General features: G+C 69.1%; 22 protein-coding genes. 11 read left to right on the top strand and 11 right to left on the bottom strand.

Annotation, left to right across the window (positions count from 1 at the left end; genetic code table 11):
* Window position 1: 1 nt before the first annotated feature.
* The 3 genes from BM175_RS16455 to uxaC form a co-directional block, all read right to left on the bottom strand.
* Window positions 2–592 carry a TRAP transporter small permease gene (locus BM175_RS16455; RefSeq protein ID WP_090964920.1) on the bottom strand — a complete coding sequence of 197 codons (591 nt, stop codon included), beginning with the start codon at window positions 590–592 and terminating at the stop codon, window positions 2–4.
* Between the two features lie 117 nt (window positions 593–709).
* On the bottom strand, window positions 710–1,684 hold the full coding sequence (locus BM175_RS16450; protein ID WP_090964918.1) for a TRAP transporter substrate-binding protein: 975 nt from the start codon (window positions 1,682–1,684) through the stop codon (window positions 710–712).
* A gap of 139 nt (window positions 1,685–1,823) precedes the next feature.
* Window positions 1,824–3,230: a glucuronate isomerase gene (uxaC, locus tag BM175_RS16445; RefSeq protein WP_090964917.1), complete on the bottom strand. Its 1,407-nt coding sequence runs from the start codon at window positions 3,228–3,230 to the stop codon at window positions 1,824–1,826.
* Window positions 3,231–3,339: 109 nt separating this feature from the next.
* On the opposite strand from uxaC, the gene BM175_RS16440 reads away from it, so the two are divergent.
* The gene (locus BM175_RS16440; protein WP_090964915.1) at window positions 3,340–4,386 is read left to right on the top strand and encodes a Gfo/Idh/MocA family protein; all 1,047 of its coding nucleotides are present in this window, start codon (window positions 3,340–3,342) and stop codon (window positions 4,384–4,386) included.
* 221 nt (window positions 4,387–4,607) lie between these two features.
* Here the strand turns inward: BM175_RS16440 and BM175_RS16435 are convergent, their stop codons facing one another.
* The gene (locus tag BM175_RS16435) at window positions 4,608–5,504 is read right to left on the bottom strand and encodes an AraC family transcriptional regulator (RefSeq protein ID WP_342029284.1); all 897 of its coding nucleotides are present in this window, start codon (window positions 5,502–5,504) and stop codon (window positions 4,608–4,610) included.
* 127 nt (window positions 5,505–5,631) lie between these two features.
* Here BM175_RS16435 and BM175_RS16430 point away from each other — a divergent pair, with 127 nt between their 5' ends.
* On the top strand, window positions 5,632–6,516 hold the full coding sequence (locus BM175_RS16430) for an NmrA family NAD(P)-binding protein (protein WP_090964911.1): 885 nt from the start codon (window positions 5,632–5,634) through the stop codon (window positions 6,514–6,516).
* Between the two features lie 327 nt (window positions 6,517–6,843).
* Here BM175_RS16430 and BM175_RS16425 read toward each other — a convergent pair whose 3' ends face one another.
* From BM175_RS16425 to BM175_RS16410, 4 genes are all read right to left on the bottom strand, one after another.
* Window positions 6,844–7,911 (bottom strand): ABC transporter permease, encoded by a 1,068-nt coding sequence (locus BM175_RS16425; protein WP_090964910.1) that lies wholly within the window; start codon window positions 7,909–7,911, stop codon window positions 6,844–6,846.
* Window positions 7,908–9,461, bottom strand: a complete 1,554-nt coding sequence (locus BM175_RS16420; protein WP_090964908.1) for a sugar ABC transporter ATP-binding protein — start codon at window positions 9,459–9,461, stop codon at window positions 7,908–7,910. Before BM175_RS16420 ends, BM175_RS16425 begins: the two co-directional genes overlap by 4 nt.
* Window positions 9,458–10,102: a DUF2291 family protein gene (locus BM175_RS16415; protein ID WP_090964906.1), complete on the bottom strand. Its 645-nt coding sequence runs from the start codon at window positions 10,100–10,102 to the stop codon at window positions 9,458–9,460. The genes BM175_RS16420 and BM175_RS16415 overlap by 4 nt, the downstream gene beginning before the upstream one ends.
* Window positions 10,103–10,198: 96 nt before the next feature.
* On the bottom strand, window positions 10,199–11,134 hold the full coding sequence (locus tag BM175_RS16410) for a D-ribose ABC transporter substrate-binding protein (protein WP_090964904.1): 936 nt from the start codon (window positions 11,132–11,134) through the stop codon (window positions 10,199–10,201).
* 430 nt (window positions 11,135–11,564) lie between these two features.
* Between BM175_RS16410 and BM175_RS16405 the strand changes: the two genes are divergently transcribed.
* On the top strand, window positions 11,565–11,786 hold the full coding sequence (locus BM175_RS16405) for a DUF2934 domain-containing protein (protein WP_244546044.1): 222 nt from the start codon (window positions 11,565–11,567) through the stop codon (window positions 11,784–11,786).
* 108 nt (window positions 11,787–11,894) lie between these two features.
* Here the strand turns inward: BM175_RS16405 and BM175_RS16400 are convergent, their stop codons facing one another.
* From BM175_RS16400 to BM175_RS16390, 3 genes are all read right to left on the bottom strand, one after another.
* A complete protein-coding gene (locus tag BM175_RS16400; protein WP_090964902.1) occupies window positions 11,895–12,857 on the bottom strand; it encodes a bile acid:sodium symporter family protein in 963 nt (320 codons plus the stop codon).
* Between the two features lie 865 nt (window positions 12,858–13,722).
* Window positions 13,723–14,469 carry a PspA/IM30 family protein gene (locus BM175_RS16395; RefSeq protein WP_090964901.1) on the bottom strand — a complete coding sequence of 249 codons (747 nt, stop codon included), beginning with the start codon at window positions 14,467–14,469 and terminating at the stop codon, window positions 13,723–13,725.
* Window positions 14,466–14,891, bottom strand: coding sequence for a DUF2170 family protein (locus BM175_RS16390; protein ID WP_090964899.1), 426 nt, complete (start codon window positions 14,889–14,891; stop codon window positions 14,466–14,468). The genes BM175_RS16395 and BM175_RS16390 overlap by 4 nt, the downstream gene beginning before the upstream one ends.
* Window positions 14,892–14,986: 95 nt before the next feature.
* Between BM175_RS16390 and BM175_RS16385 the strand changes: the two genes are divergently transcribed.
* The 8 genes from BM175_RS16385 (at window position 14,987) to BM175_RS16350 (ending at window position 25,828) form a co-directional block, all read left to right on the top strand.
* Window positions 14,987–15,652, top strand: coding sequence for a DUF2491 family protein (locus tag BM175_RS16385; protein ID WP_090964897.1), 666 nt, complete (start codon window positions 14,987–14,989; stop codon window positions 15,650–15,652).
* 43 nt (window positions 15,653–15,695) lie between these two features.
* Entirely contained in the window at window positions 15,696–16,097 is a 402-nt protein-coding gene (locus tag BM175_RS16380) for a DUF350 domain-containing protein (protein WP_090964895.1), read from the top strand.
* Window positions 16,098–16,107: 10 nt separating this feature from the next.
* Window positions 16,108–16,686: a DUF1190 domain-containing protein gene (locus BM175_RS16375; protein ID WP_090964893.1), complete on the top strand. Its 579-nt coding sequence runs from the start codon at window positions 16,108–16,110 to the stop codon at window positions 16,684–16,686.
* 2 nt (window positions 16,687–16,688) lie between these two features.
* Window positions 16,689–17,846 carry a glutathionylspermidine synthase family protein gene (locus tag BM175_RS16370; RefSeq protein ID WP_090964891.1) on the top strand — a complete coding sequence of 386 codons (1,158 nt, stop codon included), beginning with the start codon at window positions 16,689–16,691 and terminating at the stop codon, window positions 17,844–17,846.
* Between the two features lie 464 nt (window positions 17,847–18,310).
* Window positions 18,311–20,536 (top strand): UDP-forming cellulose synthase catalytic subunit, encoded by a 2,226-nt coding sequence (bcsA, locus tag BM175_RS16365; protein WP_090964889.1) that lies wholly within the window; start codon window positions 18,311–18,313, stop codon window positions 20,534–20,536.
* 17 nt (window positions 20,537–20,553) lie between these two features.
* Complete coding sequence (locus BM175_RS16360) at window positions 20,554–22,881, top strand: cellulose biosynthesis cyclic di-GMP-binding regulatory protein BcsB (protein ID WP_090964887.1); 2,328 nt, start codon at window positions 20,554–20,556, stop codon at window positions 22,879–22,881.
* A complete protein-coding gene (locus tag BM175_RS16355; protein ID WP_244546043.1) occupies window positions 22,878–23,957 on the top strand; it encodes a family 8 glycosyl hydrolase in 1,080 nt (359 codons plus the stop codon). Before BM175_RS16360 ends, BM175_RS16355 begins: the two co-directional genes overlap by 4 nt.
* A complete protein-coding gene (locus BM175_RS16350; RefSeq protein ID WP_090964885.1) occupies window positions 23,948–25,828 on the top strand; it encodes a hypothetical protein in 1,881 nt (626 codons plus the stop codon). The genes BM175_RS16355 and BM175_RS16350 overlap by 10 nt, the downstream gene beginning before the upstream one ends.
* The last annotated feature ends 24 nt before the right edge of the window (window positions 25,829–25,852 follow it).

Raw genomic sequence — 25,852 nt, 5'->3', positions numbered from 1 at the left:
GTCAGCCCTTGGTGTTGAGGTCGGCCGCGTCGCGGCGCACGTCGGCGATGTTCTCGAGTTCGACCGCGATCTCGGACGGGGCGACCTCGTCGAGCGCCGCGTCGATCGGCGCGCCCGACAGGCGCAGGACGATGCGCTCCAGCGCGAAGAGCGAGACGAGCGCCCCGCCGCCGACGATCGGGTAGTAGTCCCAGGCGCCGGAGATGCCGAGCGCGGGCAGCGTGGTCGCGGCGGTGAGCGCGACGAGGCTGGAGCCGTACCAGACCATGCCGATCCCGAAGACGAGGATCGCGATGTCGGAGATCATCCGCAGCCACTTCTTGCCGCCGGGCGGCACGACATAAAGGAGGACGTCGAAGCCGAGATGGTTGTTCTCGCGCACGCCGACGGCGGCGCCCAGAAAAATGAACCAGCTCATCAGCATCACGGCGCCCGGTTCCGTCCAGCTCGGAGAATCGTTGAGGACGTAGCGGCAGAACACCTGCCAGCCGACGATCAGCGTCATCAGGACGAGCCCGATGCCCGCGACATAGAGGGCGGCGAGGTTGAACCGTGACAGGATCGGGACGCCATAGATCGGCTGTGCGGACATCGGATCATCCGTTGCGCGGGGAGTGCAGGGCGCCGGTGCCGCGCGCGGTGACGCGCGGCCGACGGGCGGTCAGGATGGGGGATCGGGGGCGACTGCGCCGACCCCGAGGGAGCCGCCTTACTGCGTCGCGCGCACGTCCTCGACGAGCTTGCGCAGGACGTCGTCCTTCACGTGCTTGTCGTAGACCGGCTTCATCGCGTCGATGAAGCCCTGCTTCTCGACCTCGTTGATCTCGGCGCCGGCCTCCTCGACCTTCTTGCGCGAGCTTTCCGTCATCGCGGTCCACAACTCGCGCTGGCGCCCGACGCTGTCCTTGGCGGCCTGGCGGAAGATCGCCTGATCCTCCGGCGTCAGGGCGTCGAAGGCCGCCTTGTTCATCACGAAGACCTCGGGAAGGATCGTGTGCTGGTCGAGCGAATAGTATTTCGCGACCTCGACGTGGCGGGCCGTGTCGTAGCTCGGGAAGTTGTTCTCGGCCCCGTCGATGACGCCAGTCTCGATCGAGGAATAGACCTCGCCGTAGGGCATCGGGGTGGCGTTGGCGCCGAGCGCCGACGTCATGTCGACGAAGATGTCGGACTGGATGACGCGGAACTTGAGACCGGCGAGGTCGGCGACCGTGCGGATCGGCTTCTTGGAATTGTAGAAGGAGCGCGAGCCCGCGTCGTAGAAGGCGAGCGCCACGAGACCGGCCGGCTCGAACGCGGCCTTGATCTGGTCGCCGACCGGGCCGTCCATGACCTTGTGCATGTGCTCCTCGTCGCGGAACACGTAAGGCAGCGCCGGGACGATCGTCTCCTTCACCGTGCCGTTGAAGGGCGCCATGGAGACGCGGTTCAGCTGGATCACGCCCGAGCGCACCTGCTCGATCGTGTCCTTCTCCTCGCCGAGCTGGGCGGAGTGGTAGACCTCGACCTCGTAGCGCCCGGCCGTGCGCTCCTTCACCAGCTCGCCGAAATACTTGACGCCCTCGACCGTCGGATAGCCGTCCGGGTGGGTGTCGGACGAGCGAAGGAGCGTCTGGGCGCCGGCCGCGCCCATGCCGAGAAGGGAAGCGAGCGCGACGCCCGCCAGGAGTTTCATCATGCGCATGGGGTGTTCCTCCAAAGGGTCCGGGCTTTTCGCCCTGTTCTGATCGGTCATGCCAGTTCGGCTTCGCCCACGGGGGCGGGCCTCCGTTCGGGCCTGGCCGCCGCGTCTTCGAACGGGTCCGTCCTGAGACGCGGCGGTATCAAAGCCGGTAGGCCTTCTTGGCGAGGCCGTAGGCGAGGTCGTGGGCCAGCTCGTGCGCTTCCGCCTCGCGCAGGCGGTGCTCGGTCACGAGGCGGGCGAGGAAGGCGCAGTCGACGCGACGCGCGACGTCGTGGCGCGCGGGGATCGAGGGGAAGGCACGGGTGTCGTCGTTGAAGCCGACCGTGTTGTAGAAGCCGGCCGTCTCGGTCGTCGCCTCGCGGAAACGGCGCATGCCTTCCGGGCTGTCGTGGAACCACCAGGCGGGGCCGAGCTTCAACGCGGGATAGACGCCGGCGAGCGGGGCGAGCTCGCGTGCGTAGCTCGTCTCGTCCAGCGTGAAGAGGATGACGCTCGCGCGCGGATCGGTGCCGACGGCGTCGAGAAGCGGCTGGAGCGCGCGCACGTAGTCGGTGCGCGTCGGGATGTCGAAGCCCTTGTCGCGGCCGAAGCGGGCGAACATGGCGGCCGAATGGTTGCGCATGGAGCCGGGGTGGATCTGCATGACCAGCCCGTCGTCGGCGCTCATGCGCGCCATTTCGGTCAGCATCTGGGCCCGGAACAGGGCGCGCTCGCCGGCGTCGGCCGTGCCGAGGCGCACCCGGTCGAACAGGCGTGCGGCTTCAGTGTGGGTGAGGTTCGCGGTCTCGGCGGTCGGGTGGCCGTGATCTGTGGCCGTCGCGCCGAGTGCCTGGAACGCGGCCCGACGCCGGCGGTGCGCGTCGAGATAGCCGTCCCACGTGCCGGTATCGGCGCCCGAGATGTCGGCGAGCCGGTCGAGATTGGCGGCAAAGCCCTCGAAATCGGGATCCACCACGGCATCCGGGCGATAGGTCGGCACGATGCGGCCCCGCCAGCCGCTGTCGCGGATCGCGCGATGCGACGACAGATCGTCCAGCGCGCCATCGGTGGTGGCGATCACTTCGATGTTGAACCGCTCGTAGAGCGCACGGGGGCGATAGCTGTCGCTGGCGAGCCGCTCGGCGATCGCATCGTAGTGCCGGTCGGCGGTCGCTCCCGTCAGCGGCTCGTCCAGCGCGAAGAGGGTCTGGAGCGTGTAGTCGAGCCAGAGCCGTGTCGGCGTGCCGCGAAAGTGATAATACGACTTTGCGAACCGTCGCCAGATCGTGCGCCCGTCCGTTTCCACCGGCGCACCGTCGAGCGTCGGAACGCCGAAGTCCTCGAGCCGGTGTCCCTGGCTGAACAGCATCCGGAAGATGTAGTGATCGGGGACGATCAGCAGCTGCGCCGGATCGGGAAACAGCTGGTTGTCGGCGTACCAGCGCGGGTCGGTATGGCCGTGCGGACTGACGATCGGAAGGTCGCGGACCGTGCCGTAGAGGTCACGTGCCAGCGAGCGCACGCCGGGTTCGGCCGGAAACAGATAGTTCGGGTCGACGAGTGCCATGCGTGCGCGAGCCCCTCCCAAGGCAAGCGGACGGTAGTGCCGCAGCGGAGATCATGTCAACATACAAATTCAGAAATGGTATGATGACTTTGTATCGGGAGGAACGTCGATGGTGAGGATCGGAATCGTCGGGCTCGGCATGGCGGCCGCCCCCCATGTCGCGGCGCTTCGTGCGCTCGGGTCCCACGTGGAGGTCGCCGGGGCGTTCAGCCCGTCGCCCGAGCGCCGCGCCGCGTTCGGGCAAGCGCATGGGCTTCCGGTGGCGGAGCGGCTCGAAGCCCTTCTCGACGACCGCTCGGTCGAGGCCGTCCTCATCCTGACCCCACCCGCGACGCATCTCGATCTCGTGCGCCAGGCGGCGGCGGCCGGCAAGCACATCCTCCTGGAGAAGCCGCTGGAGGTCGACCCGGCCCGGTCCCGCGCGCTGGTCGAGGCGGCGGAGGGGGCGGGCGTGCGGCTCGGCGTCGTCCTGCAGAACCGGTTCCGCCCATCGGTGGAAGGGACCCTGCGTCTCCTCCGCGAGGGCGCCATCGGCGAGGTGGTCAGCGTCTCCGCGCGTCTCAGCAACTGGCGGCCGCAGAGCTACTATGACGAAGCGGGGCGGGGAACGCGGACGCGCGACGGCGGCGGCGTGCTTCTCACGCAAGGCATCCATACACTCGACGCGATGATCGCGCTCGTCGGCCTGCCCGATGAGGTCGCGGGCTTCGCCACGACCAGCCGCGCCCACCGGATGGAGACGGAGGACGTGGCCCACGCGGCGCTGCGCTTTCCCAACGGCGCGCTCGGCGCGGTCAGCGCGACGACCGCAGCCTTTCCCGGCTTTCCCGATGCGATCGACCTGTTCGGCACCCTGGGCTCGCTGCGGCTCGATTCGTCGAGCGTCGCCGTCACGCTGGCGGACGGCCGCCAGTGGCGCATCGAGGACGGAACGGTGGGCAACGGCACGGGCGCCGATCCCATGGCCTTCTCCAGCGCGAACCACCAGCGACTGCTGGCAGACTTTCTCGACAGTCTCACTGAGGGCCGCGAACCGCGCGTCTTGGGACGCGAGGCGTTGAAGGTCCACGCCCTGATCGACGCGATCCTGGCCTCCTCGCAGGCTTCCGGCGCCCCGACGAGGGTGGCGGTCGGGCCGGCGGGCGATCGGGTGTGAGGTCGCATTGCGGGCGCGATACGGCGGCCTCGTCGAGAGCGTTTCCCGACCGGTTCGGGTGGTCGGCACGGAGGTGGTTTTGGTTCTCGGCAAGGCGCGAGGAGGGAGCGATGCTGTCGCATCGTGACCGACGAGCAACGCCGCCGCGGAGCGAAAGCGCCCCGCCGCGCAGCGGGCGTCCGAAGGACGATGACGGCCATTCGAGCCGGTCGGAAAGCGCTCTAGGCCTGCGTCCTGAAGGCGCGGGGTGTGCAGCCCATGGTGCGCTTGAAGGCGGTACTGAACGCGCTTTCGGACTCGTAGCCGAGCCCCGGTGCGATCGCCGCGATCGGCTCGCCTTGCTTGAGGCGCTCACCCGCCAGGAGCATCCGCCAGCGCTGGAGATAGCCGATCGGCGTCTCCCCGACGCGCTCGCGAAAGGTCAGCGCGAAGGCGGAGCGCGACATGCCGGCGATGCGTCCGAGTTCGCTCAAGGTCCAGCGCCGGCCGGGATCGGCGTGGAGGGCCGCCATCGCCGCGGCAAGCCGCGGATGGGCGAGCGCGAAATACCATCCGGTGCCGCTCGTCGCCGCATCGGCGAGATGCAGCCGCAGGGCCTGGACGAGCATCATGTGGGCGAGGTGCCTTGCGACGAGCGCGCCGCCCGGTCTCGGCTCGCGCACCTCGCGCCGCATCTGCTCGACCAGCCAGACGAGCGCTTCCTGGTCCGCCGCGCCGCGCACCTGCACGATGGCGGGTAGGCCGTCCAGAAGGACGGACGCCAGCCGCCCCTCGACCGCAAAGCGGCTGCCGACCAGGGCGAACGACCCGCCACCGTTGAGGCTGACGACCCCACCGACGACGCGGGGCGGGAAGATCGTGCGGGCGTCGACGGGCGGTGTGACGAGATCGCTTCCCAGGCGAAAGGGGCGCCCCCGCGGCAGGACGAAGCATTCGCCGGCCGCGATGCGCACGGGCGCCTCGCCCCCCTCGACACTCAGCCAGCAGGACCCGTGCGTGACGGCGTAGCACTTGATGCGCGCCTCCGGGTCCGCAAAGCGCACCGCCCAGTCGCCGCCCGCCTCGAAGCCCGACGATACAGAGCTTCGAGGCTTCAGGAGCGAGAGGACTTCGGACAACGGATCGGGAAGCATCCTGGACGATCTCGAAGAGAAGCTGGACCAGCTCGCATGGAGCGTCCGACCGCTTGAGGATTATACGATTTCCATCGGCCGCGCATGTCGGCCCTCAGGAAAGGTGGATGTCATGATCGTCGTCACCACACCGACCGGTGCCATCGGCAGCCAGGTTCTGGCAAAGCTCCTCGATCTCGGCGAAACCGTCCGCGTCGTCGTGCGCGATCCCGGCCGCATCCCGCCGGAAATCCGGGAGCGCGTCGACGTCGTCGCGGGATCGCACGGCGATGCCGTCGTCGTGAACCGCGCATTCGAGGGGGCGCGCGCCGTCTTCTGGCTGCCGCCGCCGGACATGCATGCGCGCGATCTCGACGACGTCTATGCGGGCTTCGCCCGTCCGGCCTGCGAGGCCTTCGCGCGGTGCGGCGTCGGCCATGTCGTCGGCGTCTCGGCGCTGGGGCGCGGCACGCCGCTGGCGCAGCAGGCGGGGTTCGTGACGGCCTCGCTCGCCATGGACGATCTGATCGCGTCCACCGGTGTCGCCTTTCGGGCGCTCGTCATGCCGTCCTTCATGGACAACCTGCTGCGGCAGGCCGCCTCGCTGCGCGAGCGCGGCGAGTTCTACCTGCCGGCACCGGGCGATCTGAAGGCGCCGATCTGCGCGACGGGCGACATCGCCGACAGGGCCGTGACGCTCCTGCGCGACCGGGCCTGGACGGGTCAGGGCGAGCAGCCGGTGCTCGGACCGGAGGACCTTTCGCCGAACGACCTGGCCCGCATCATGTCGGACGCTCTCGGGCGGCCCATCGCCTTCCGCGAGGTCGCGCTCGACGACTTCCGCGCCACGCTCGCCCGGCGCGGCCTGTCGCCGGCCATCGCGGACGGCTATGCCGCGATGATGGCGGCCAAGGCCGAGGGGCTCGACAACTTCGTCGCCCGCACGCCCGAGAACACGACGCCGACGACCTTCCGCCAATGGTGCACGGACGTCCTGAAACCGGCGGTCGACGGCTGAGGGGCTCCCGCGGTGAAGAGCCGGTGCGGGGAGGCGCCGGCTCGCTCCCGTCTCCGTTCCGGACCGCGCATGGCTGACTGGTCACCCATCGGCTTTCGGTGACCGTGCCGGCAGCCTTTCCTTCCGACGTCGGCATCCGAAGGTTGGTATCCATCGTGCCGTCGGCCGCTTCTGCAGCGCCGGCACGGCCGCCCTTTCGGCGATCAGGCGTCTCGGGGGACCCTTGCCGCGATCGCCGCTGCGGCGGTCGATCCCTCGTCGCGGCAAAGAACCTCACGTGAGGCGCGGGGCGCGGATGCCCTCGGGGCCCCGCGCCCGAGGGCCGCGCTAGCGCGCGAGCGCCGCCTGGCGCTGGAGGGCGATCCGCTGCTGGAGGCGCTGCTGGAACTGGTCGACGACGACGGCCGCGATGATGACGAGGCCCTTGATCACGGTCTGCCAGAACGAGGAGACGCCCATCATCACGAGCCCGTCGGACAGGATGCCGATTACGAAGGCACCGACGATCGTGCCGCCGATCCGCCCCCGTCCGCCCGACATGGAGGTGCCGCCGAGCACGGCCGCCGCGATGGCGTTGAGCTCGAAGGTCTCGCCGGTGGCGGGATGCGAGGCGACGAGCTGCGATGCGACGATCAGACCGACGATCGCGGCGCAGAAGCCGGAGAACATGTAGACGAACATCTTGGTCCGGTTGACCCGCAGGCCCGACAGGGCGGCGGCGCGCTCGTTGCCGCCGACCGCATAGATCGCGCGGCCGAGCGGCGTGCGGGCGGCGAGATAGGCCGCTCCGCACCCCACCACGACCAGCGTCCAGATCGAGACGGGGATGCCGAGGAACGAGCCGGACCCGATCAGGGGGAAGCTCGCCGTGCCCCATTCGGCCGAGCCGCGAAGGTTCGGGAAGGTCGCCCCGTCGGACGACAGGAGCGCCAGCCCGCGCGCGACGTAGAGCGTGCCGAGCGTCGCGATGAAAGGGGCGACGTTGAGCCGGGTGATCAGGAGCCCGTTGACCACGCCGACCAGGACGCCGACGCCGAGCGTGATCAGCACGATCTCGAACGTGTTGAAGAACACGGTGTAGCCGACGAGGTCGATCGCCACGCCGTTCAGCACCAGGTAGCCCGCGACCATGCCGCAGAGGCCGACGATCGAGCCGACCGACAGGTCGATGCCGCCGGTGATGATGACGAAGGTCATGCCGATCGCGAGGAACGCGTTCAGCGCGACATGCTCCGACATGATGATGAGGTTCGCCGTCGACAGGAAGTTCGGGGCGGCGAAGGAGAAGAACAGGACGACGAGGATCAGCGCGATGAAGGTGCGCGCCTTGAGAAGCAGGAGCGCGAGGGACAGGTCGCTGGCGGGCGCGGTGGCCGCGGGATGGGTGGCGGTCATCGGGCGGGCTCCGGTCGGGTCGGTGGAATGGCGGGCGCCCGGCCGTGGCCGGCGGCGGACAGGGCGACGATCTCAGGCTCGTCGGTCTCGGAGCGGTGGCGCTCGCCGGCGACGCGGCCGTTGGACATGACGATGATGCGGTCCGACAGCTCCATCACCTCCTCGAGGTCGGAGGTCACGAACAGGATGCCGAGCCCTTGCGCGGCCAGCTCGCGCATGACGCGAAACACCTCCGCCTTCGCGCCGATGTCGATGCCGCGGCTCGGCTCGTCCATCAGGAGCACTTTGGGGCCCGTCATCAGCGCCTTGCCGATGACGATCTTCTGCTGGTTGCCGCCCGACAGGGAGGACACCGGGTTGTCGATGTTCGACACCTTGACCGCGAGCCGCCTGACGAAGTCGCGCACGCTCGACCGCTCGCGACCGACATCGAGGTGGAAGAGCCGCGTGAAGGACGACAGGCTCGACATGGACATGTTCTCGGCGACCGAGAGGATCTGCACCAGCCCTTCCGCCTTGCGGTCCTCCGGGATCAGCGCGATGCCGCGCTTGATGCGGCCGTGGATCGAGCGGTCGGACAGCGTCTCGCCGCCCAGCGTCACGCGGCCGGTCGACAGCGGCTCGCGGCCCATGATGCAGTCGAAGAGCTCGGTGCGCCCCGCGCCCATCAGCCCGTAGATGCCGACGATCTCGCCCGAGCGCAGCGACAGCGACACGTGGTCCACCGCGAACCCGCCGCCCTTGCGCGGCAGGGTCATGTCCTCGACGCGCAGGATCTCGGGCCCGTAGTCGTGCTCGACCACCTTGGCGAAATCCTTGGAGGACGAGCCGATCATGGCGCGCACGATCCAGGGCACGTCGACGTCCGCCATGCCTCTCGCGCCCGTGATGCGCCCGTCGCGCAAGACCGTGATGTAGTCGCCGATGCGCACCAGCTCCTCGAGCCGGTGGGAGATGTAGACGATCGCGACCCCTTGCGCCTTCAGCTCGCGGATCACGCCGAAGAGGATCTCGACCTCGGTCGCCGACAGGGCCGACGTCGGCTCGTCGAGAATCAGGATGCGCGCGTCCTGGCTCAGCGCCTTGGCGATCTCGACGATCTGCTGCTCGCCGATGCGAAGGTCCCCGACCATCGTGCCGGGCGAATTGGAATGCTCCAGGCGGGCGAGCAGCGCGCGGGCCAACTCGTTCTGCGCGCCGCCGTCGATATCGATCCCCAGCCGCGTCTTCTCGCGGCCGATGAAGATGTTGTCGGCGATGCTCATGTTCGGGAAGAGGTTGAGTTCCTGGAACACGATGCCGATGCCGTGGCGCGAGGCCGCGGCGGTGTCGGGCAGCGAGACGAGCTTGCCGTCGAGATGGATCTCGCCCTCGGTCGGCTGCTCGACGCCTGCGATGATCTTCATCAGTGTCGACTTGCCGGCCCCGTTCTCGCCGACGAGCACGTTGACGGCGCCGCGCCGGACGTCGAAGTCGACGCCCTTGAGCGCCTGCGTGCCGGGATAGACCTTGGTCGCGCCCCGGACGGACAGGACGATGTCGTCGCTCACGCGCCGGCTCCGAGCTTCACGAGAACGGGCGTGACGACCAGCTTGTCGCCTGCCGTGCGGAGCGTGAAGACACCCGTCGCCTCGACGCGCGATCCGACCAGCGTGTCGCGCGGCAGGTCCTTCAGGGCGCGCTCGAAGGCCTGCGTGTTCAGCGCCTTGGCGACATCGGCATATTCGATCTGGTTGGCGTAGCTCGTGAAGGAGACGAAGGGCAGGACGTCGCGGATCGAGGTGCCCTTGACGACGGGTCCGAGCTGGAGCGTCGCATCCGGCTTGCCGTCGCCGTCCGTGTCGACCTCGGCGGTCGCGGCGCGCGATTTCGTGTTGGCCTCGACGATCGTGCCGACGAGCGCGACCGGAAAGTTCCAGGGCGCGCCTTCCGGCACCTCGCGATAGCCGAAGGTCTGGCCCGCGGCATCGAGCCCGCCCCCGAGCGCGGCGCGGATCTCGCCAAGGGGTTTCGCCTTCCCGACCAGATACGGCACGATCTCGGCGTCCCAGCGGCCGGCGATGTCGGAGCCGGCCGCAGGCTTCGCGGCAGCTTCGGCGCGGGCGGCGAGTTCCGCGGTCTCGACGAACTTGCATCCCGGCAGGGCCAGGATGAGCGCGAGCGCGGCAAGACGGGCAGGGCGGCGGATCATCGGCGACCTCGACACGGGGCGGGCGGCAGGAGGGGCCGGCGGACCGGCCCCGGATCGGCGGCAAGCGGGCGGTCGGCGGGACCGCCCGGCGACCCGTCAGTCCTTCAGGGCGAAGGTCTCGAGCTTGGCCGCGTTGTCGGCATTGATCAGGACGCAGTCCATCAGCTGCTTCTCCTCGACGCCCGTCTTGCCGGTCTCGAGATACTGCTTGGCCTGTTCCACCGCGAGCTGGGCCTGACGGTAGGCCGGCTGCAGCACGGTCGCCTTGATGCCGCCGGCCTTGATCGAGTCGCGCACGTCGTTGGAGCCGTCGAAGCCGACCACGATCACGTCCTTGCGCCCGGCCTGCTCCAGCGCGGCCCAAGCGCCCATCGCCATCGTGTCGTTGCCCGAGATGACGCCCTTGATCTCCGGATTGGCCTGCAGGATCGTCTGCATCTTTTCGAAGGCCTCGGTCTGGCTCCAGTTGGCAGACTGCTGGGCCACCATCTTCATGTCGGGATACTGGTCGATCACCTCGTGGTAGCCGCCGGAGCGGATGCCGGCATTGGTGTCGGCCTCCCGGCCGAGAAGCTCGGCATACGGCCCCTCCTCGCCCATCAGCTTGACGAACTCCTCGGCGCCGAGCTGCGCGCCCTGGTAGTTGTTGGAGACGATCTGCGACACGGCGATGCCGGTCTCGTTGATCTCGCGGTCGATCAGGAAGGACGGGATGCCGGCGTCCTTGGCCTTCTGCACCGCCGCCGTGGTGGCCGCCGCGCCGGCGTTGTCGAGGACGATCGCCTTCGCGCCGCGCGCGATGGCCGTGTCGATCAGCTGGTTCTGCTTGTTGGCGTCGTCGTCGTGGACGAGGATCAGGGGCTCAAAGCCGAGTTCCTTAGCCTTGGCCGCGGCGCCTTCCGCCTCGGCCTTGAAGAACGGGTTGTCGTGGCTAGGGGTGATGATCGCCATCAGGTCCGCAGCCGACGCCGTGATCGGCGAGGAAACGATGGCGGCGGCAGACAGCGCCGACAGGATGAACGTCTTGAGCATGTGGTCCTCCTCAACGCGGAGGCGCGGCCCCCCAGCGACCCGCATCAAATCTCCGCTCCCTCTCCCAAGGGCCGACGAGACTATCGGACGACGCCGGAACAGATGTCAACTGGTATGATGAGGTCGTAAGATCGTTGGAGATGGACTGACGGGCGACCGTGGTTCGCGATGGCCCCGTTTGGGTCCGCCTCGCCGGTGGTCCGTGGCGGCGACCAGCGTCATGCCACGCCGGGAGATCGGCCCCATGCCCTTGAAAAGGATCGCTCTTTCGGTCCGCGGTTGATGAGGCGTCCATCGAACTATCCTCGGATGGCCCTCTCGACGTGACGCGGATCGGGACAATCTACGACCTGATCAGCCCTGCGATGCTCGGATCGAGCGGCCGCGGGCGACCCACATCCTTGAAGCGAACATCTTTGCGAGCCCAGCCATGACCATGATGAGTCAGCACCCCCTGACGGGAGCCGCCTGTTCGATTTCCACCGGTTGCCTCGAAGACATGAGCAAGCGCGTGCGCGACCGCGCCTACCAGTTGTGGGAGGCTGCAGGCCGGCCCTGGGGCCACGAGCACGAGTTCTGGGCCCGGGCGTCCGCCGAGATCGAGGGCGAGTGGCTGATGCAGGGCAAGCCCGAGCGGATCGTCGCCCGTTGACGATCGCGGACGCGACGCTTCACGAGGGCCGCAGCGCACGGCCCTTGCCGGCCACCGCCAGGATCGACGCTTCGTGAGGGCTATTCTGCGCGCCGCGAGCGGCTGCCCTCATTCGGCCGGGGCGATGCTTCGCGGCTTCTCCCGCTCGTCCCGCAGCCGCGCATAGACATTGGCGAGAAGCGCGCCGGAGATGTTGTGCCAGACGCTGAAGATCGCGCTGGGAACGGCGGACAGCGGCGAGAAGTGGGCGCTCGCCAGGGCCGCGCCGAGACCGCTGTTCTGCATGCCGACCTCGATGCTGATCGCCTTGCGCTTGGCCAGCGACAGGCCGCAGGCCCGTGCCGTCAGGAACCCCAGCGCATAGCCGATGCCGTTGTGCAGGATCACGACGGCGAAGATCAGGAGGCCGGAACCGGCGGTGGCTGCCTGATTGACGGCCACGACCGCCGCGACGATGAGGACGATGCCGGTGACGCTGACGAGGGGCAGGGCGGGCTCGGCCACCCGCACGAGCGACGGGGCGAGTTTCTGGAGCGCGAAGCCCAGCGCGAGGGGCAGGAGGATGACCTTCACGATGCTGACGAACATGCTCATGGCGTCGACTGGCAGGAACTGGCTGGCGAAGAGCCAGACCAGAAACGGCGTGACCAGCGGGGCAAGGAGCGTGGTGACGCTGGTGCAGGCGACGCTCAGGGCGACGTCGCCCTTGCTGAGATAGGTCATCACGTTGCTCGACGTGCCGCCGGGGCAGCAGCCGACGAGGATGACGCCGGCCGCGACCTCCGGCGACATCGGGATGATGCGCGTCAGGAGAACCGCCACGAGCGGCATGATCAGGAACTGTCCGAGCACGCCGACGCCGACGTCGAAGGGACGGCGGCCGACCTCGCGGAAGTCGTCGAGCGACAGGGTGAGCCCCATGCCGAACATGATGATACCGAGGAGCGTCACGATGTAGGGCGCGACAGGCCGGAAGGCGGCGGGCAGGAAGAAGCCGAGCGCGGCGAACACGATGACCCAGACTGCGAACGTTCTTCCCACGAACGCGGACACCGAACCCAAGAATTTAATAAGGCAACCTTCCCTTGTTGCGGGCAGCAGTACCCGCCGTTACGCCTTCTGGCAAGCCGCCGCGGTCGGGCAGGGTGGGAGGGCGGCGAAGGGGCAGGCGCGCGGGAGAGGGGGCCGTGTCGAGGTGTCTGGTTTCCGCCTCCGCGGTGCGGCTGTTTCGGGGATCGGGAAGGGGGTTGGGCTCTGCGATCCCGGTCGCAAGGGGCGTGTCCTTCGGGCGTAAGAGAGCACCGAGTTCGCTTCCGCAACTTCGAACCCCCGGCCGAGTTTCGGACGGGCCGACGTGTGGTCGTGCTGCCGGGTTCCGGAACGTCGGGTGAGAACCGAGGATGGGGTTACCTCACCCGACCGCACGCCCGGCGGCATGCGTCGGATCGGGCGGCCTCGCCAAGCGCGGGAATACGAAGTCTCCCAGGAAGCCGCGCGGCGAAGGCGTTTCGGGGCAGCGGCAAGAAGGCCTGCCGGCAATTGGCCGCAGCCGCTGAAGGTCCGGGGCTCATGGACGACGGATATCGACAGATATGACGTCCGCCGATGCCGCGCGACCCATCCGGATGAGATGTGCGAACCGAACGGCCCAGTTCGCTTGTCGGTGTCGATGCCAAGGGTTGGCCCTGGCGTGGCATTCCATCCGGAGGCCCAGTCGGTTCGTTCCGGGTATGGGGACAGGTCGAAGCGTCCGTCTCGCTCCATCGATGCCAGCGATCAAACAGGATCTTCGCCGGCTCGCAGACGGCCTGAAGCTCCCGCAAGGGAGCGGCCGAGGCCGCTCCGCCAACCCGGCAAACGACCGGGAGTATCGACTTCATCGTGTCCCAGACGGGTCCCGATCGGGTCGATCCTCGTCAGTCGCGGGGACTGCGGTTCAGGGCTTCGGCCGATACGTGATGCCGACGCTCGGCGCCTCGGAGGAGATCGCCTTCGGAGCCTCGCCACGCGTGATCTCGGCGAAGATGTCGTCCGACGAGGACCGGTTGCCGCCGATCCCCGCTTCCAGAAGCGCCTGGTCGAGCGAGGAGCCGCTCTGCAGCGCCTGAAGCTCGGCGCCCGCCTCGAGCCGTCCCGCCATGGCCTCCTGCCGCTTCTTGACGCGCTCGAGCGATTCCATCGCGCTGCCGAGACGCGAGTTGACGCCGGCATGGCTGGAGGCGATCGCCGACTGCGCCTGGAGGAGCGACTCGTTCGCCTTCACGCCTTCCACCTCGCGGCGCATCGTCTGGATGCGCGTCTCGGTGTCCTGCACGGCCCGCAGCATCTGCGACTGCGCACCCTGCAGGCGCTGCAGCTCGGCCTCGTCGCGGGCCATGTCGGCGCGGTTGCGCGACATGCGGTCGGCAAGCTGGCGGGCGAGGTCCTCGCGGCCGGCCGCCATCGCCGCGCGTGCCGATTCGAGATCCTTCTGGTCCTTGGCGCGGGCCTCGTCGACGCGGCGGCCGAGCGCCTTGGCCGTCGCCATGACGCCGGCGAGGTCGGAGCGCGCCTTGCGGAGCGCATTGTCGGCGTCGCGGATCTCCTGGTCGAGGATGCGCAGCGCCTGCGTGTCCGCCGCGCTTTCGGCCGCCTCGTTGATGCCGCCACGCACGGCCGAGAAGAGTTTGCCCCAGACGCTCATGCCGCGATCTCCCCGTTGCGCCATTCCTCGATGAGGCGGGCCGCGTCCTCGGCGTTGCCGGCGAGCACCGCGACCTCCTCGACCACGACCTCGGCCGACGAGCGGGCCGAGAGCGAGCCGAAGAGTTCGTACCACTCCTGCCCGTTCACGATCGAGATGCCGAAGGTGGAAAGCGGCACGAGCTTGTGCGTCTTGAGCGCGAGGCGCTCGAAGGCGCTGCGCTCGGGCACGCTGTCGGCGGGCGCCAGCATGACGCTGGCGAGGATCTGCTCGCCGCCCGCGACGACGAAGACGTCGAGATGGCCCTTTTCCTTCAGGGTGACCCGCAGGACGTCGCCCTCGATCGAGACGTCGACGTCTCCGAGCGCGGGGGGATCGGAGGCGAAAAGCTCCGTCAGGGATGCGAGATTCCAGTTGGCCATGTCTCTCAAACTCCCGTCTCGAACCGTCGTCGCCCTTCCGTCGGGCGGCCGGCATGTCATAAGGGTTGCAGCGAGCGGCACAAGGTGGAACGCGGATGATCGGACGCTTCTTCGGCTGGGGATCGGGTGAAAACGCGGCGGCGCTGCCCGCGGAATACGGGCCGCTCGGCGTCGCCATCAGCGGCGGCATCGAGATCGACACCCTCAGCCTCCAGGCGATGACGGCGGGCGCCGAGCCCGCCATGCCGCTGCCGGCCGGCGGGGTGATGCTGGTCGCCGCCTATGGCGAGGCGCGGCTCGACCCGCAGACGGTCCTCTCGCGCTATTATGCCGACGACAACACGATGCTCCAGGTCCTCTCGGCGTCCGCGGCACCCGGCGACGAGCTTCTCGACGTCAGCCTCTACCAGCCGTGGGACTCGGTGGTGCCGGCGGGCGCGGCGGACTGGGCGCGCTGGCGCGGGCCCTTGGGCCTCATCGGCCAACCGCGCTACGACGCGGACGGCATCGTCTTCGAGCGCTTCTGGGGCGACGGGGCGGGGCGCGCCGACCTCGTGGAGTTCGTCGAGACCGTGAACGACGGCCAGAGCCGGCGCGAGATCCATCAGTCCTGCATGCTCTACGCCCGCCCGCTCGGCCAGGCGCGCGAGATGCTCCTGATCAACATCGAGCGCGATCTCGGCACGGCGGCCTCGCAAGGCTCCTCAATCGAGTTCATCCTCGGCTACGGCCTGATGGCGGCCGACGTGCGCCGCCTGTGATCCCAGCGCGCCCCCTCTTCTGACAACAAGGACCTCCCGCAGCATGTTCGGCTACGTCGCAGGCCTGCCGGCCTTTCTCGCCTACTTCGCCACCGGGCTCGGCTCGCTCGCCGCCTTTTCCGTTCTCTATTCCGCCCTGACGCCGCAGCACGAGCTGACGCTGATCCGCACCGGCAACGCGACGGCGGTCGTCGCCTTCCTCGGCGCGATCCTCGGCTTCTCCCTGCCGCTCGCCTCGGCCGCGGCGAACTCCGTCTCGCTCGCCGACTTCGTGATCTGGGCGCTGATCGGCGCCGTGTTCCAGGCGATCGCCTTTGCCGTCGCCTGCCTGACGATGCGCGGGCTTCCCCGGCGGATCACGAACGGCGAGATGGCCGGCGGGCTGTGGTCGGCCGGCATCTCGCTGGCGATCGGCATGCTCAACGCCGCCTGCATGACCTACTGAGGATGCGGCCATGACCCGACGCTTCCTCTCCCAACGGCCGCCGCTCTTGGCGCTCGGCACCATCGCCGCCGGCGGTCTGGCGCTGTCGGGCTGCGGCGACGAGCCCTCCGACAACACGCTCTTCACCTCGCCGGCGCAGTGCATCGAGGCCGGCTTCGACCAGGGCATCTGCAACGCCGAGTATCAAACGGCGCTCAGCCGGCACCTGCGCGACGCGCCCAAGTTCGACGGCAAGGCTGCCTGCGAGACCGAATACGGCGCCGGGCGCTGCATGGAGGTGCCGCGCGAAGAGGCCGGCGGCACCGGCGGGGGCAGCTTCTTCCTGCCCTTCATGACCGGCTATCTCATCTCCTCCGCCGTGCAGCGGATGACGGATTACAACTCCTACGGCCGCTATGTCGGCGGCGGCTCCTACACGCGCCCGACGCCGATCTTCACCGGGCGGAACGGCACGACCTACCGCTCCGACCCGGTGATCGGCACGCAGACCGCGACGCCGCGCCCCGCCAACGTCAACACCCGCACCGTCTCGCGCAGCGGCTTCGGCGGCCTGTCGTCGAGCCGCGGCGGCTTCTCCTTCGGCGGCTGAGGGTGGAGCGTCGACGCATCGAGCCGCGCGAGGGCTGGCAGCGAACGGCCGAGGCCGTCGGCTTCGGCTTCCACGAGATGTACGGCGAGCCCTACTGGCTGGACGACACCTACTACGGCTTCAGCCTCGCCGAGATCGAGGCGGAGATCGAGACCCCGACGCAGGCGCTGCATGCGCTCTGCCTCGACCTCGCGGCGGAGGTCGCCGCGTCCGACGCGCTGATGGCGCGCCTCGACATCCCGCCGGAGCAGTTCGAATTCGTGCGCCGGTCGTTCCGCGAGCGAGAGCCCTCGCTATACGGCCGCTTCGACCTCGCCTATGACGGGCGCGGGCCCGCCAAGCTTCTCGAATACAACGCCGATACGCCGACCGGCATCTTCGAGGCGGCCTATTTCCAGCACAACTGGCTGACCGACCAGATCGCGCTCGGGCGCCTGCCCGGCGACGCCGACCAGTTCAACCTCCTGCAGGAGAGCCTCGTCTCGGCCTTCGCGGCGTTTCCGGCGGACCGCATCTTCCACTTCGCGGCAGTGACGGCGAGCGACGAGGACCGCGGGACCGCGGCCTATCTCATGGACTGCGCCGTGCAGGCCGGGCACCATACGGCCCTCATCGACATGGGCTCGATCGGCGTCGACGCGATCGGTCGCTTCACCGACCCGAACGAGCGCGTCATCGACCGCTGCTTCAAGCTCTATCCGTGGGAGGACATGATGCGCGAGCCCTTCGCGCGCCATCTCCCGGGCTCGGGAACGCAGTGGGTCGAGCCAGGCTGGAAGGCGATCCTCTCGAACAAGGGCATCCTGCCGCTTCTCTGGGAGCGCCATCCCGGCCATCCCAACCTCCTGCCGGCCTTCTTCCGGGACGACCCGCGCGCCGGCTCGCTCGAGCGCTCCGTGCGCAAGCCCTTCTTCTCGCGCGAGGGCGAGAACATCGCGATCCTCGAAGGCGGCCGCGAAGCCGAGGCGACGGACGGCGATTACGGCGCGGGGCCTGCCATCGTCCAGGAACTGACGCCGCTGTTCGAGGCCGAGGGGCAGTTCGCGGTGCTCGGCGCCTGGGTCGTCGGCAACGAGGCGGCCGGGCTCGGCATCCGCGAGGACCGCTCGCGCATCACCCGCAACCTGTCGCGCTTCGTGCCGCATGCGATCGAGGGCTGACGGCAGGGGCAATCCTCCGTCGGTAATGGACGATTTCGCCTCGAGCGGAGGCTCACAAGACCGGCTCGCCGGAGCATCGGGGCGGGTGCCCAACTCGGTTCAAATGACGGCTCTCGAGCTTCGGACCGAATGATCTTCGAAATGGTGGCGGATCGGAATCCGTCACCGATCGTGGGCGGTCCGGACGGACCAAAAATACGTCGCTCCCATGCGTGCACCGCAGCCATCGGGCGCGACCCGGACGACGTCCCCGGTCCTCCCGCCGCAGCGACATCGGCGTCGTATTCCGTCCTAAGAGCTCGGCGAACGCATTAACGCTCCCTTGCGAAAAACGATCGAGTCCACGGTCCGACATATAGTCATGACTTAAAGTCTAGATGATACTTCCCATAGGGTAGGAGATCAGCAAGGCAAGCGTCTCTCCTGCGATTGATCTTTCATAAAATTGTAACCGCGAGGGCAGAATGCGCTTTCCCGTGCTCGGCTTGCTGTGGCTTCTCACAGCCTGCAGCGGCTTGTTCCTCATCAGCCAACCCGTCAGCGTCGACGCGCAATTGACGGTGGCGTCGATCGCGATCGCGGTCGGTGCGGCGATCTACGTGCTGCGCCTGCAGGGGCCCTGGCGCTTCGTGTTCCTGGCGATCACGACTGCCGTGGTCCTGCGCTATGCCTATTGGCGCACCACGGCGACGTTGCCCTCGCCCGACGACCTCGCCAACTTCGTCCCGGCCGTGATCCTCTACCTCGCGGAGATGTTCTACATCGTCCTCCTCGGGATGAACCTCTTCGTCGTGTCCGACCCGCTCGAGCGCGCCGCAGCGCCGGAGGTCGACGACGCGGCCCTGCCGCATGTCGACGTGTTCGTGCCGTCCTACAACGAAAGCAAGGCGATCCTGGCGCTGACGCTGTCGAGCGCTCTCGCCATGGACTATCCCGCGGGCAAGCTGCGCGTGTTCCTCCTGGACGACGGCGGAACCGACGAGAAGCGCAACGCCCGCGATCCGATGAAGGCCGCCGAGGCGCGCCATCGCCACGAGGACCTGCAGGCGCTGTGCCGGGATCTCGGGGTCACCTACGTCACGCGGGCCCGGAACACCCACGCCAAGGCCGGCAATCTCAATGCGGGGCTTGCCGCCTCGAACGGTGAGCTGGTCGTGGTCTTCGATGCCGATCATGCGCCGGCGCGGGAGTTCCTGCGCCAGACGGTCGGCTACATGGTGGCCGACCCGAAGACCTTCCTCGTCCAGACGCCGCATTTCTTCTCCAATCCGGATCCGATCGAGAAGAATCTGAGCACCTTCGAGCGGATGCCGTCCGAGAACGAGATGTTCTACGGCACGATCCAGAAGGGTCTCGACAAGTGGAACGCGGCATTCTTCTGCGGGTCCGCGGCCCTCTTGCGCCGGTCCGCCCTGATGGAGGTCGGCGGCTTCTCCGGCATCACGATCACCGAGGACTGCGAGACCGCCCTCGACCTGCACTCGCGCGGCTGGAAGAGCGTCTATGTCGACCGGCCGATGGTCACGGGCCTTCAGCCGGAGACGCTGTCGAGCTTCATCGGCCAGAGGTCGCGCTGGTGCCGCGGCATGCTCCAGATCCTGTTCCTGAAGAACGCCGCGCTGGTGCCGGGCCTCAGCCTGGCACAGAGGATCTGCTACCTGTCTTCGGCGCTCATCTGGTTCTTCCCGATCGTGCGCGTCGTCTTCCTGATCGCGCCGCTCCTGTTCATCTTCTTCGACATGAAGATCTACGACGTGTCGGCGCAGGAGTTCGTCGCTTATACGCTGACCTACCTCGTCATCAGTTCGCTGATCCGCAACTACCTCTACGGCCGCGTGCGCTGGCCGTGGATCTCCGAGCTCTACGAGTACGTCCAGTCCGTCTATCTCTTCCGCGCCGTCCTCAGCGTCATCGTCAATCCGCGTCGGCCGACCTTCAACGTCACCGCCAAGGGCGACACCCTTGCCGAGGATCGCCTGTCGGAACTCGCCTGGCCGTACTTCGCGATCTTCGCCGTCCTCCTCGGCGCGATGGGCTACGCGGTCTATCGCTACCAGACCGAGCCGCTGGTCGGAGGCATCCTGCTCGTGGTCGGCGCCTGGAACCTCCTCAACCTCGTGATCGCCGCCGCCGCGCTCGGCGTCGTCACCGAGCGGCGCGAACGCCGCGGCATGCCGCGCATCGTCACCGAACGGATGGCCGAGCTCGCATTCGCCGAAACCGTGGTGCCGGTCGTCGTGGTCGACATCTCGTCCTCGGGCGCCAAGCTCCGCCCGCTCGCCGGCCTGCCCTTCGTCGGCACCGAGCAGCGTGCGGACCTGAAGGTCTCGCGGACCGACGGGTCACCGGTCGGCACGCTTCCGGTGGTGGTCCGCTCGACGGGTGAAGAGGGCGGGCGTCCGGTCCTCGGCGTCCACTACCGGACGGAGACCTGCGACTACCCGCTGATCGCCGAACTGATGATGGGCGACATGGCCTCCGTGCGTGCCCAGCGCGCCGGTCGGCAGCGCCGCAGGGGCCTCGTCCTGTCGAGCGCCAGCATCATCGGCTGGGCCCTCGGCACGCCGCTGCGCGCCTTCCGCCACCTCGTCTTCGATCGCCCGGCCTCATCCGGTCCGGACGTGCAGAACGTCCTCTCGATCCCGCCGCTACAGGCTGCCGCCGACCCGGCGCCGTCGTCCCACCCTTGAGCCAACGGAACACGACCATGACCTGGAACCTGTCTTCCCATCGGCTCCGGATGGCCGGAGCGACCGCCCTCGGCCTCCTCGCCCTTGCGAGCGCACCGGCCGGCGCGCAGACGGCCCCGGCCTTCGACTTCTCCGGCGCCCCGGCCGGAGCGACGGCGGCCGTCTCCCCAAGCGCGGACCTCGCTCCGCTTCTCGCCGCGTCCTCGGACCTGCAGTTCTCGGGCGAAGCGTCCCATCGGGTGTTCCCCGTCTTCGTCACGGGCGAGCAGAGCACGAAGGAGGCCCGCCTTACGCTCGGCTACACGTCCGCCGTCTCTGTCGCGCCGGAAGGCTCCTCGCTCGTCGTCAGCGTCAACGGGGTCGAGATCGTCTCGCAGGCGATCCGGGTCGGGAGCGCGCAGTCACTCGACCTGCCCGTGCCGCCCGGACTCCTGCGCCCCGGTTTCAACGCCGTCGGCATCTCCATGCAGCAGTTCCACCGCGTCGACTGCTCGGTGCAGGGGACCTACGAGCTGTGGACGTCGTTCGACCCCGCGGCGAGCGGTCTGCGCTTCCCGAGGACCGGCGCGGCCGTCGCCGGCCTTGCCGACCTGCCCGCCCTGCCGCGCGACGGGCAGGGCAAGGTCCGGATCGCCGGCCTCGTGCCGGAAGGCTCGACCGCGGAGCGGACCGACAACACGCTTGCCGCGATCGAGGCCGCCGTCGTGATCGGTGCGATGGACGACCCGCTCGTCCAGCTCGGCCGCGAGGGCGGCAGCGATGCCGTGCTCGACGTCGTCGTCGGCACGATGGACGAGATCGGGCCCCTGGCCCGGCAGCCGGGTGCGCAGACGCCCTGGCCCGGCGTTTCGCTTCTGCCCTCAGCCGTGGATCGGCCGGCGACGCTCGTCGTGACCGGCTCCACCGCCGGCGACGTGCGCAAGGCCCTCGATCAACTTCGAGCCGGCGCGCAAACCTGGGCCCCTGACGGCTCGCAGGCCGGCCTGCAGGCCATCGCCGATCGCCGGGGCCGGGCCGTCTCCGGCCATGCCGACCTGCGGCTCGACGCGCTGGGCGTCGACGGCAGGCCCTTTGCCGGTCGCCTGTTTCGCGAGGACCTGCGCCTGTCGCTTCCCGCGGATTTCTATGCGGCCGACTACGACGCTGCCAGCCTGGTCCTGAACGGCGCCTATGCCGCCAATCTGTCCGCGGATGCCACGCTCTTCGTCCGTGCCAACGGGCAGGTGGTCGCGACGCTGCCCCTGTCCTCGCCCCAGCCGGGCAGGATCGAGGACAAGCGCCTGAAGGTCCCGCTGAACCGTCTGAAGCCGGGCCCCAACACGATCAGCATCGAGGCTCTCGTGCCCAATGCCGAGGATGAGGCTTGCGAAGCCACCGCCGGCGGCGAGCGGCCCGCGCGGTTTGCGCTGTCTGGCGACACGCGCCTCGAACTTCCCGCCTTGGCCCGTGTCGGCTCCTATCCGAACCTCTCGGCGACCCTGGCCGGCGTCGGCTCGCTCGGGGCGGCCGACCGCGACCTGATGGTCTACGTGCCGGGCAACGACCCGTCGGCCCGCAATGCGGCGGCAACCATCGTCGCCCGCATGGCGGCCAGCTCCGGCACGGTGCGCCAACCGCGTTTCGTCAACACGCTGCCGCATGCCGAGGGCGGCGATCTCCTGGCCGTGGGGACCTATTCGTCCCTGCCCAACGACCTCGCATCGGCCCTGCGGCTGCGCGACGGGACATCGGCCTTCGCCCTGTCCGAGACCCCGACGGGATGGAGCGGCGTGTCGGAGGCCAACGCCTCCACCATGCACGGCGAGGCACCGGCCGACGTGCCCGCGCCGGACGTTACGACGCTGTCGGCCTTCGCCGATCCCGTCGGCGTCGGGCAAAGGGTCGCCGAGATCACGCGTCCGGTGACGAATGCGATTCATAATGCCGTCGCGACCTATCGCGAACGCCGGGCGGAGGCTCCGCGGGAACTGCCGCAGGACGGCGCGCTCCTTGTGCAGGCCGCGACGCCCGCGCCGGGAACCGCCTGGACTGTCTTCACCGCCCCGACCTCGGCGCTGCTCACGCAGGGGCTGCATCGCCTCGGCACGCCGACGACGTGGAATGCGATCGACGGCGCCAGGACCGACATCCCGGCGGCGGCCGATCAGGCCCTCGTCTCGACGAACGACGACAAGGAGATGCTCTTCGAGACGCAGCCGCGCAGCATCTCGAACGCCCGTCTGGTCCTCGCCGGCTGGTTCTCGCGGCACAGCGATCGCTACGCGGCGCTGATGTTTGCCTCGTCGATCCTCCTGGCCGTGTCGACATTCCTGCTCCTGCGCCGGCTCGGCGAGAAGAAGTCGTGACGGGCCGGAGACATGTTTGCGCGCTGGCGCTCGCGGTCGCGACGATGATGGCGCCACAACCCTCGTTCGCCGCAGCCGACGCGCTGCCGGAGGTCCGGGTTCAGCCGATCGACTATCTCGTCGGGGGCTGGGAGCTCTATCGAAGCCGCTTCGTCACCGACGAGGGTCGGGTCGTCGACGACGACAACGGTGCCATCAGCCACAGCGAGGGGCAGGGCTACGGCATGCTCCTGGCCGTCGCCGCCGGCGACCGGCCGAGCTTCGAGAAGCTCTGGAACTGGACCAGCCAGGAGCTCTTCATCCGCAAGGACGGGCTCGCGGCCTGGCGCTGGGACCCCGGCGCCGAGCCCCGCGTCACCGACATGAACGACGCCTCGGACGGCGATCTCCTGATCGCTTGGGCGCTCCTGCGCGCAGCCGAGGCGTGGAACGTGCCGGAATGGCGAGGCTCGGCGACCCGGATCGCCGACGCGGTCGCGGAACTCGCCGTAAAACCCGCGGGATCGCGCAGCGTCCTGATGCCGGCCGTCTCGGGCTTCAGCGCGGGCGAACAGCCGGACGGACCGGTCGTCAACCTGTCCTATTGGGTGTTTCCCGCGATCGAGGACCTGTCCGCCGTCTCGCCGACGCTGGCGAAGGCGAACCTCTCGCAGAGCGGCCGCGATCTCGCGGCCTCCGCGCGGTTCGGCGAGCAGGGGCTCCCGAGCGACTGGATCTCGTTGGCGAAGGGGACGCCGGCTCCCGCCCGGTCGTTTCCCGCCATGTTCGGCTGGAACGCCGTCCGCGTTCCGCTCTATCTCGCCTGGAGCGGCCCTGCCGAGCGCGACCTCCTCGCGTCCTACCGGGAAAGCTGGGGCACCGCGGGCCCGAAGATCGTCGACCTCGACACGGGGCTCGTGATCGATCCGCTTCCTGCGGCGGGCTACGGCGCGATCGCAGACCTTGTCGCCTGCGCCCTCGACGGCCGGCCGGCCGGGGACGCCACGCGAAACTTCGAGCCGACCACCTACTACCCTAGCACCCTTCATCTCCTGAGCCTCCTGGCCCTTGCCGAAAGGTATCCGCGATGCCTGTGAAAGCCTGTCTCCTCGCGTCCGCGAGCCTCCTCCTCGTCTCACTGACCGCCGCCAATGCCCAGGTGGCCGCGCCGAACTTCGGCACCGGTGCGCTGGGCGCCCCGGCCGCGGCGGCGCCGGCTGCGGGCGGCGTGCGACCGCCGTCCTTCGCACCCGCCCCGATCGCGGCAGCCAGCCCCGTCGCGCCGGCTGCGGGCGGCGCCAATCCGTTCGCGGCCGTCCAGCCGCCGGAAGCCCAGACGCGTGCGCCGACCGCCGCGTTCCAGATCGCGCCCGCGGCGGCCACCGCGAACGAGCCCGACGCACCGTCCGGCCCCGACGACGCGGCCCTTCGCTACTACGCCGCGCAACGCGACATGGCGCGTGTCGGCGCCGAAATCCGCCGCCTGAAGGCACTCTATCCGACCTGGGCGCCCCCCGAAGACCTGTTTTCGGCGGGCCCGAAGGTCAGCGAGCAGCCGATCTGGGATCTCTTTGCGACAGGAGACTACGCGGGAGCGGCCGCGATGGTCGAGAAGCTGAAGGGCGACAACGCCGGATGGCAGCCGACGGCCGATCTCGGCGAGAAGCTGGCCGACGCGACGGCACGATCGTCCATCGCGGCGGCCGCTGCCAACGGCTCGTGGCCGGTGGTTGTGAAGGCCGCGCAGTCCCGCCCGTCGCTCCTCACCTGCGACAATGTCGATCTGATGTGGAACCTTGGGGAAGCCCTTGTGCGCACGGGCGACCTCGCACGGGCCTACGACGCCTACGCCTACGTTCTCTCGCAGTGCCAGGACGGCGGCCAGCGCCTGGCGACCGTCCAGAAGGCAAGCGCCCTCCTGCCCCCCGCCGGAGCCGACGCGCTGATCGCGCTCGGCCGGACAGGCGCGGACGGGCGCAGCGAGTTCGCCACCCTCCGGTTCGACCCCCTGCGCGCCGAGATGGGCCGCGTCGCATCCGGCCTCGCCTCCAACCTTCCCGCGGACGCCGATCTCGCCCGCTTTGCCGAGTTCGTCGGGCGCGAGCGCTCGGCCGGCGATGCGCAGCTCTTCGGATGGTACTACTACGGCCAGAAGAAGTGGGCGGAGGCCGCTGACTGGTTCCGCGCCGCGGCCCAGATCGACTCCAGCCCGAAGAACGTCGAGGGCGTGGTTCTTTCGCTGCGGCAGGCCGGCGACCTCGATGCGGCCGGCAAGCTCGCCTACGACAATCGCGATCGCGCGCCGGAAATCGAGAAGATCTACATCGAGCTCGTGTCGGAGCGACTGAGTTCCGGGGCTTCCGACACGCTGCCGGGCGCGGACGAGGTCAGGCGCTTCGCCGACGTGGTCGATGCAAGCCGCTCGGCCCTCGGCGCCCAGTCGCTGGGATGGTACTGGATCGGCCAGGAGAAGGTCGAGACGGCCAAGGCCTGGTTCGAGAAGTCGGTGGGCTGGGACGAGAGCAGCCAGGGCGTGATCGGCCTCGCCGTCGCGAGCGCCCGCCTGAAGGACACGGCCGGGCTCAAGGCGGTGAAGGCGCGATACGGCGAACGCTATCCCGAACTTGCCGAGTTCCAGACGGCTTCTGCCGCCAGTGCGCCGCGCGCCAAGGCACGCCCGGTGACCGTGCGCAAGGGCGGCGGCGGGGGCCAGGATGCGGCGCTTCGCGAAGCGCAGAAGCAGTTCGATGCCGGCGACTACAAGGCCGCCCTGGCGACGCTCGACAAGCGCCAGGCCGCCAAGGGCTACGATCGCGGCGCCGAATTGCTGCGCGGCTGGACGAACCTGAAGATGCGGCGCTTCTCCGAGGCCCGGCAGATCTTCAAGGCCGAGGACAAGAAGGGATCCACCAAGGACACCCGCTTCGGCATCGGCGCGACCTTCAACTCCCAGTTCAACGCCTGGTGACCCGGACGGGCCGGGGCGCCACCA

The organism is Aureimonas phyllosphaerae, from assembly GCF_900113065.1.
Lineage (GTDB): Bacteria > Pseudomonadota > Alphaproteobacteria > Rhizobiales > Rhizobiaceae > Aureimonas > Aureimonas phyllosphaerae.
The sequence above is the reverse complement of the archived record's forward strand: the minus strand, read 5'-3'. Positions and strand labels throughout refer to the sequence as shown.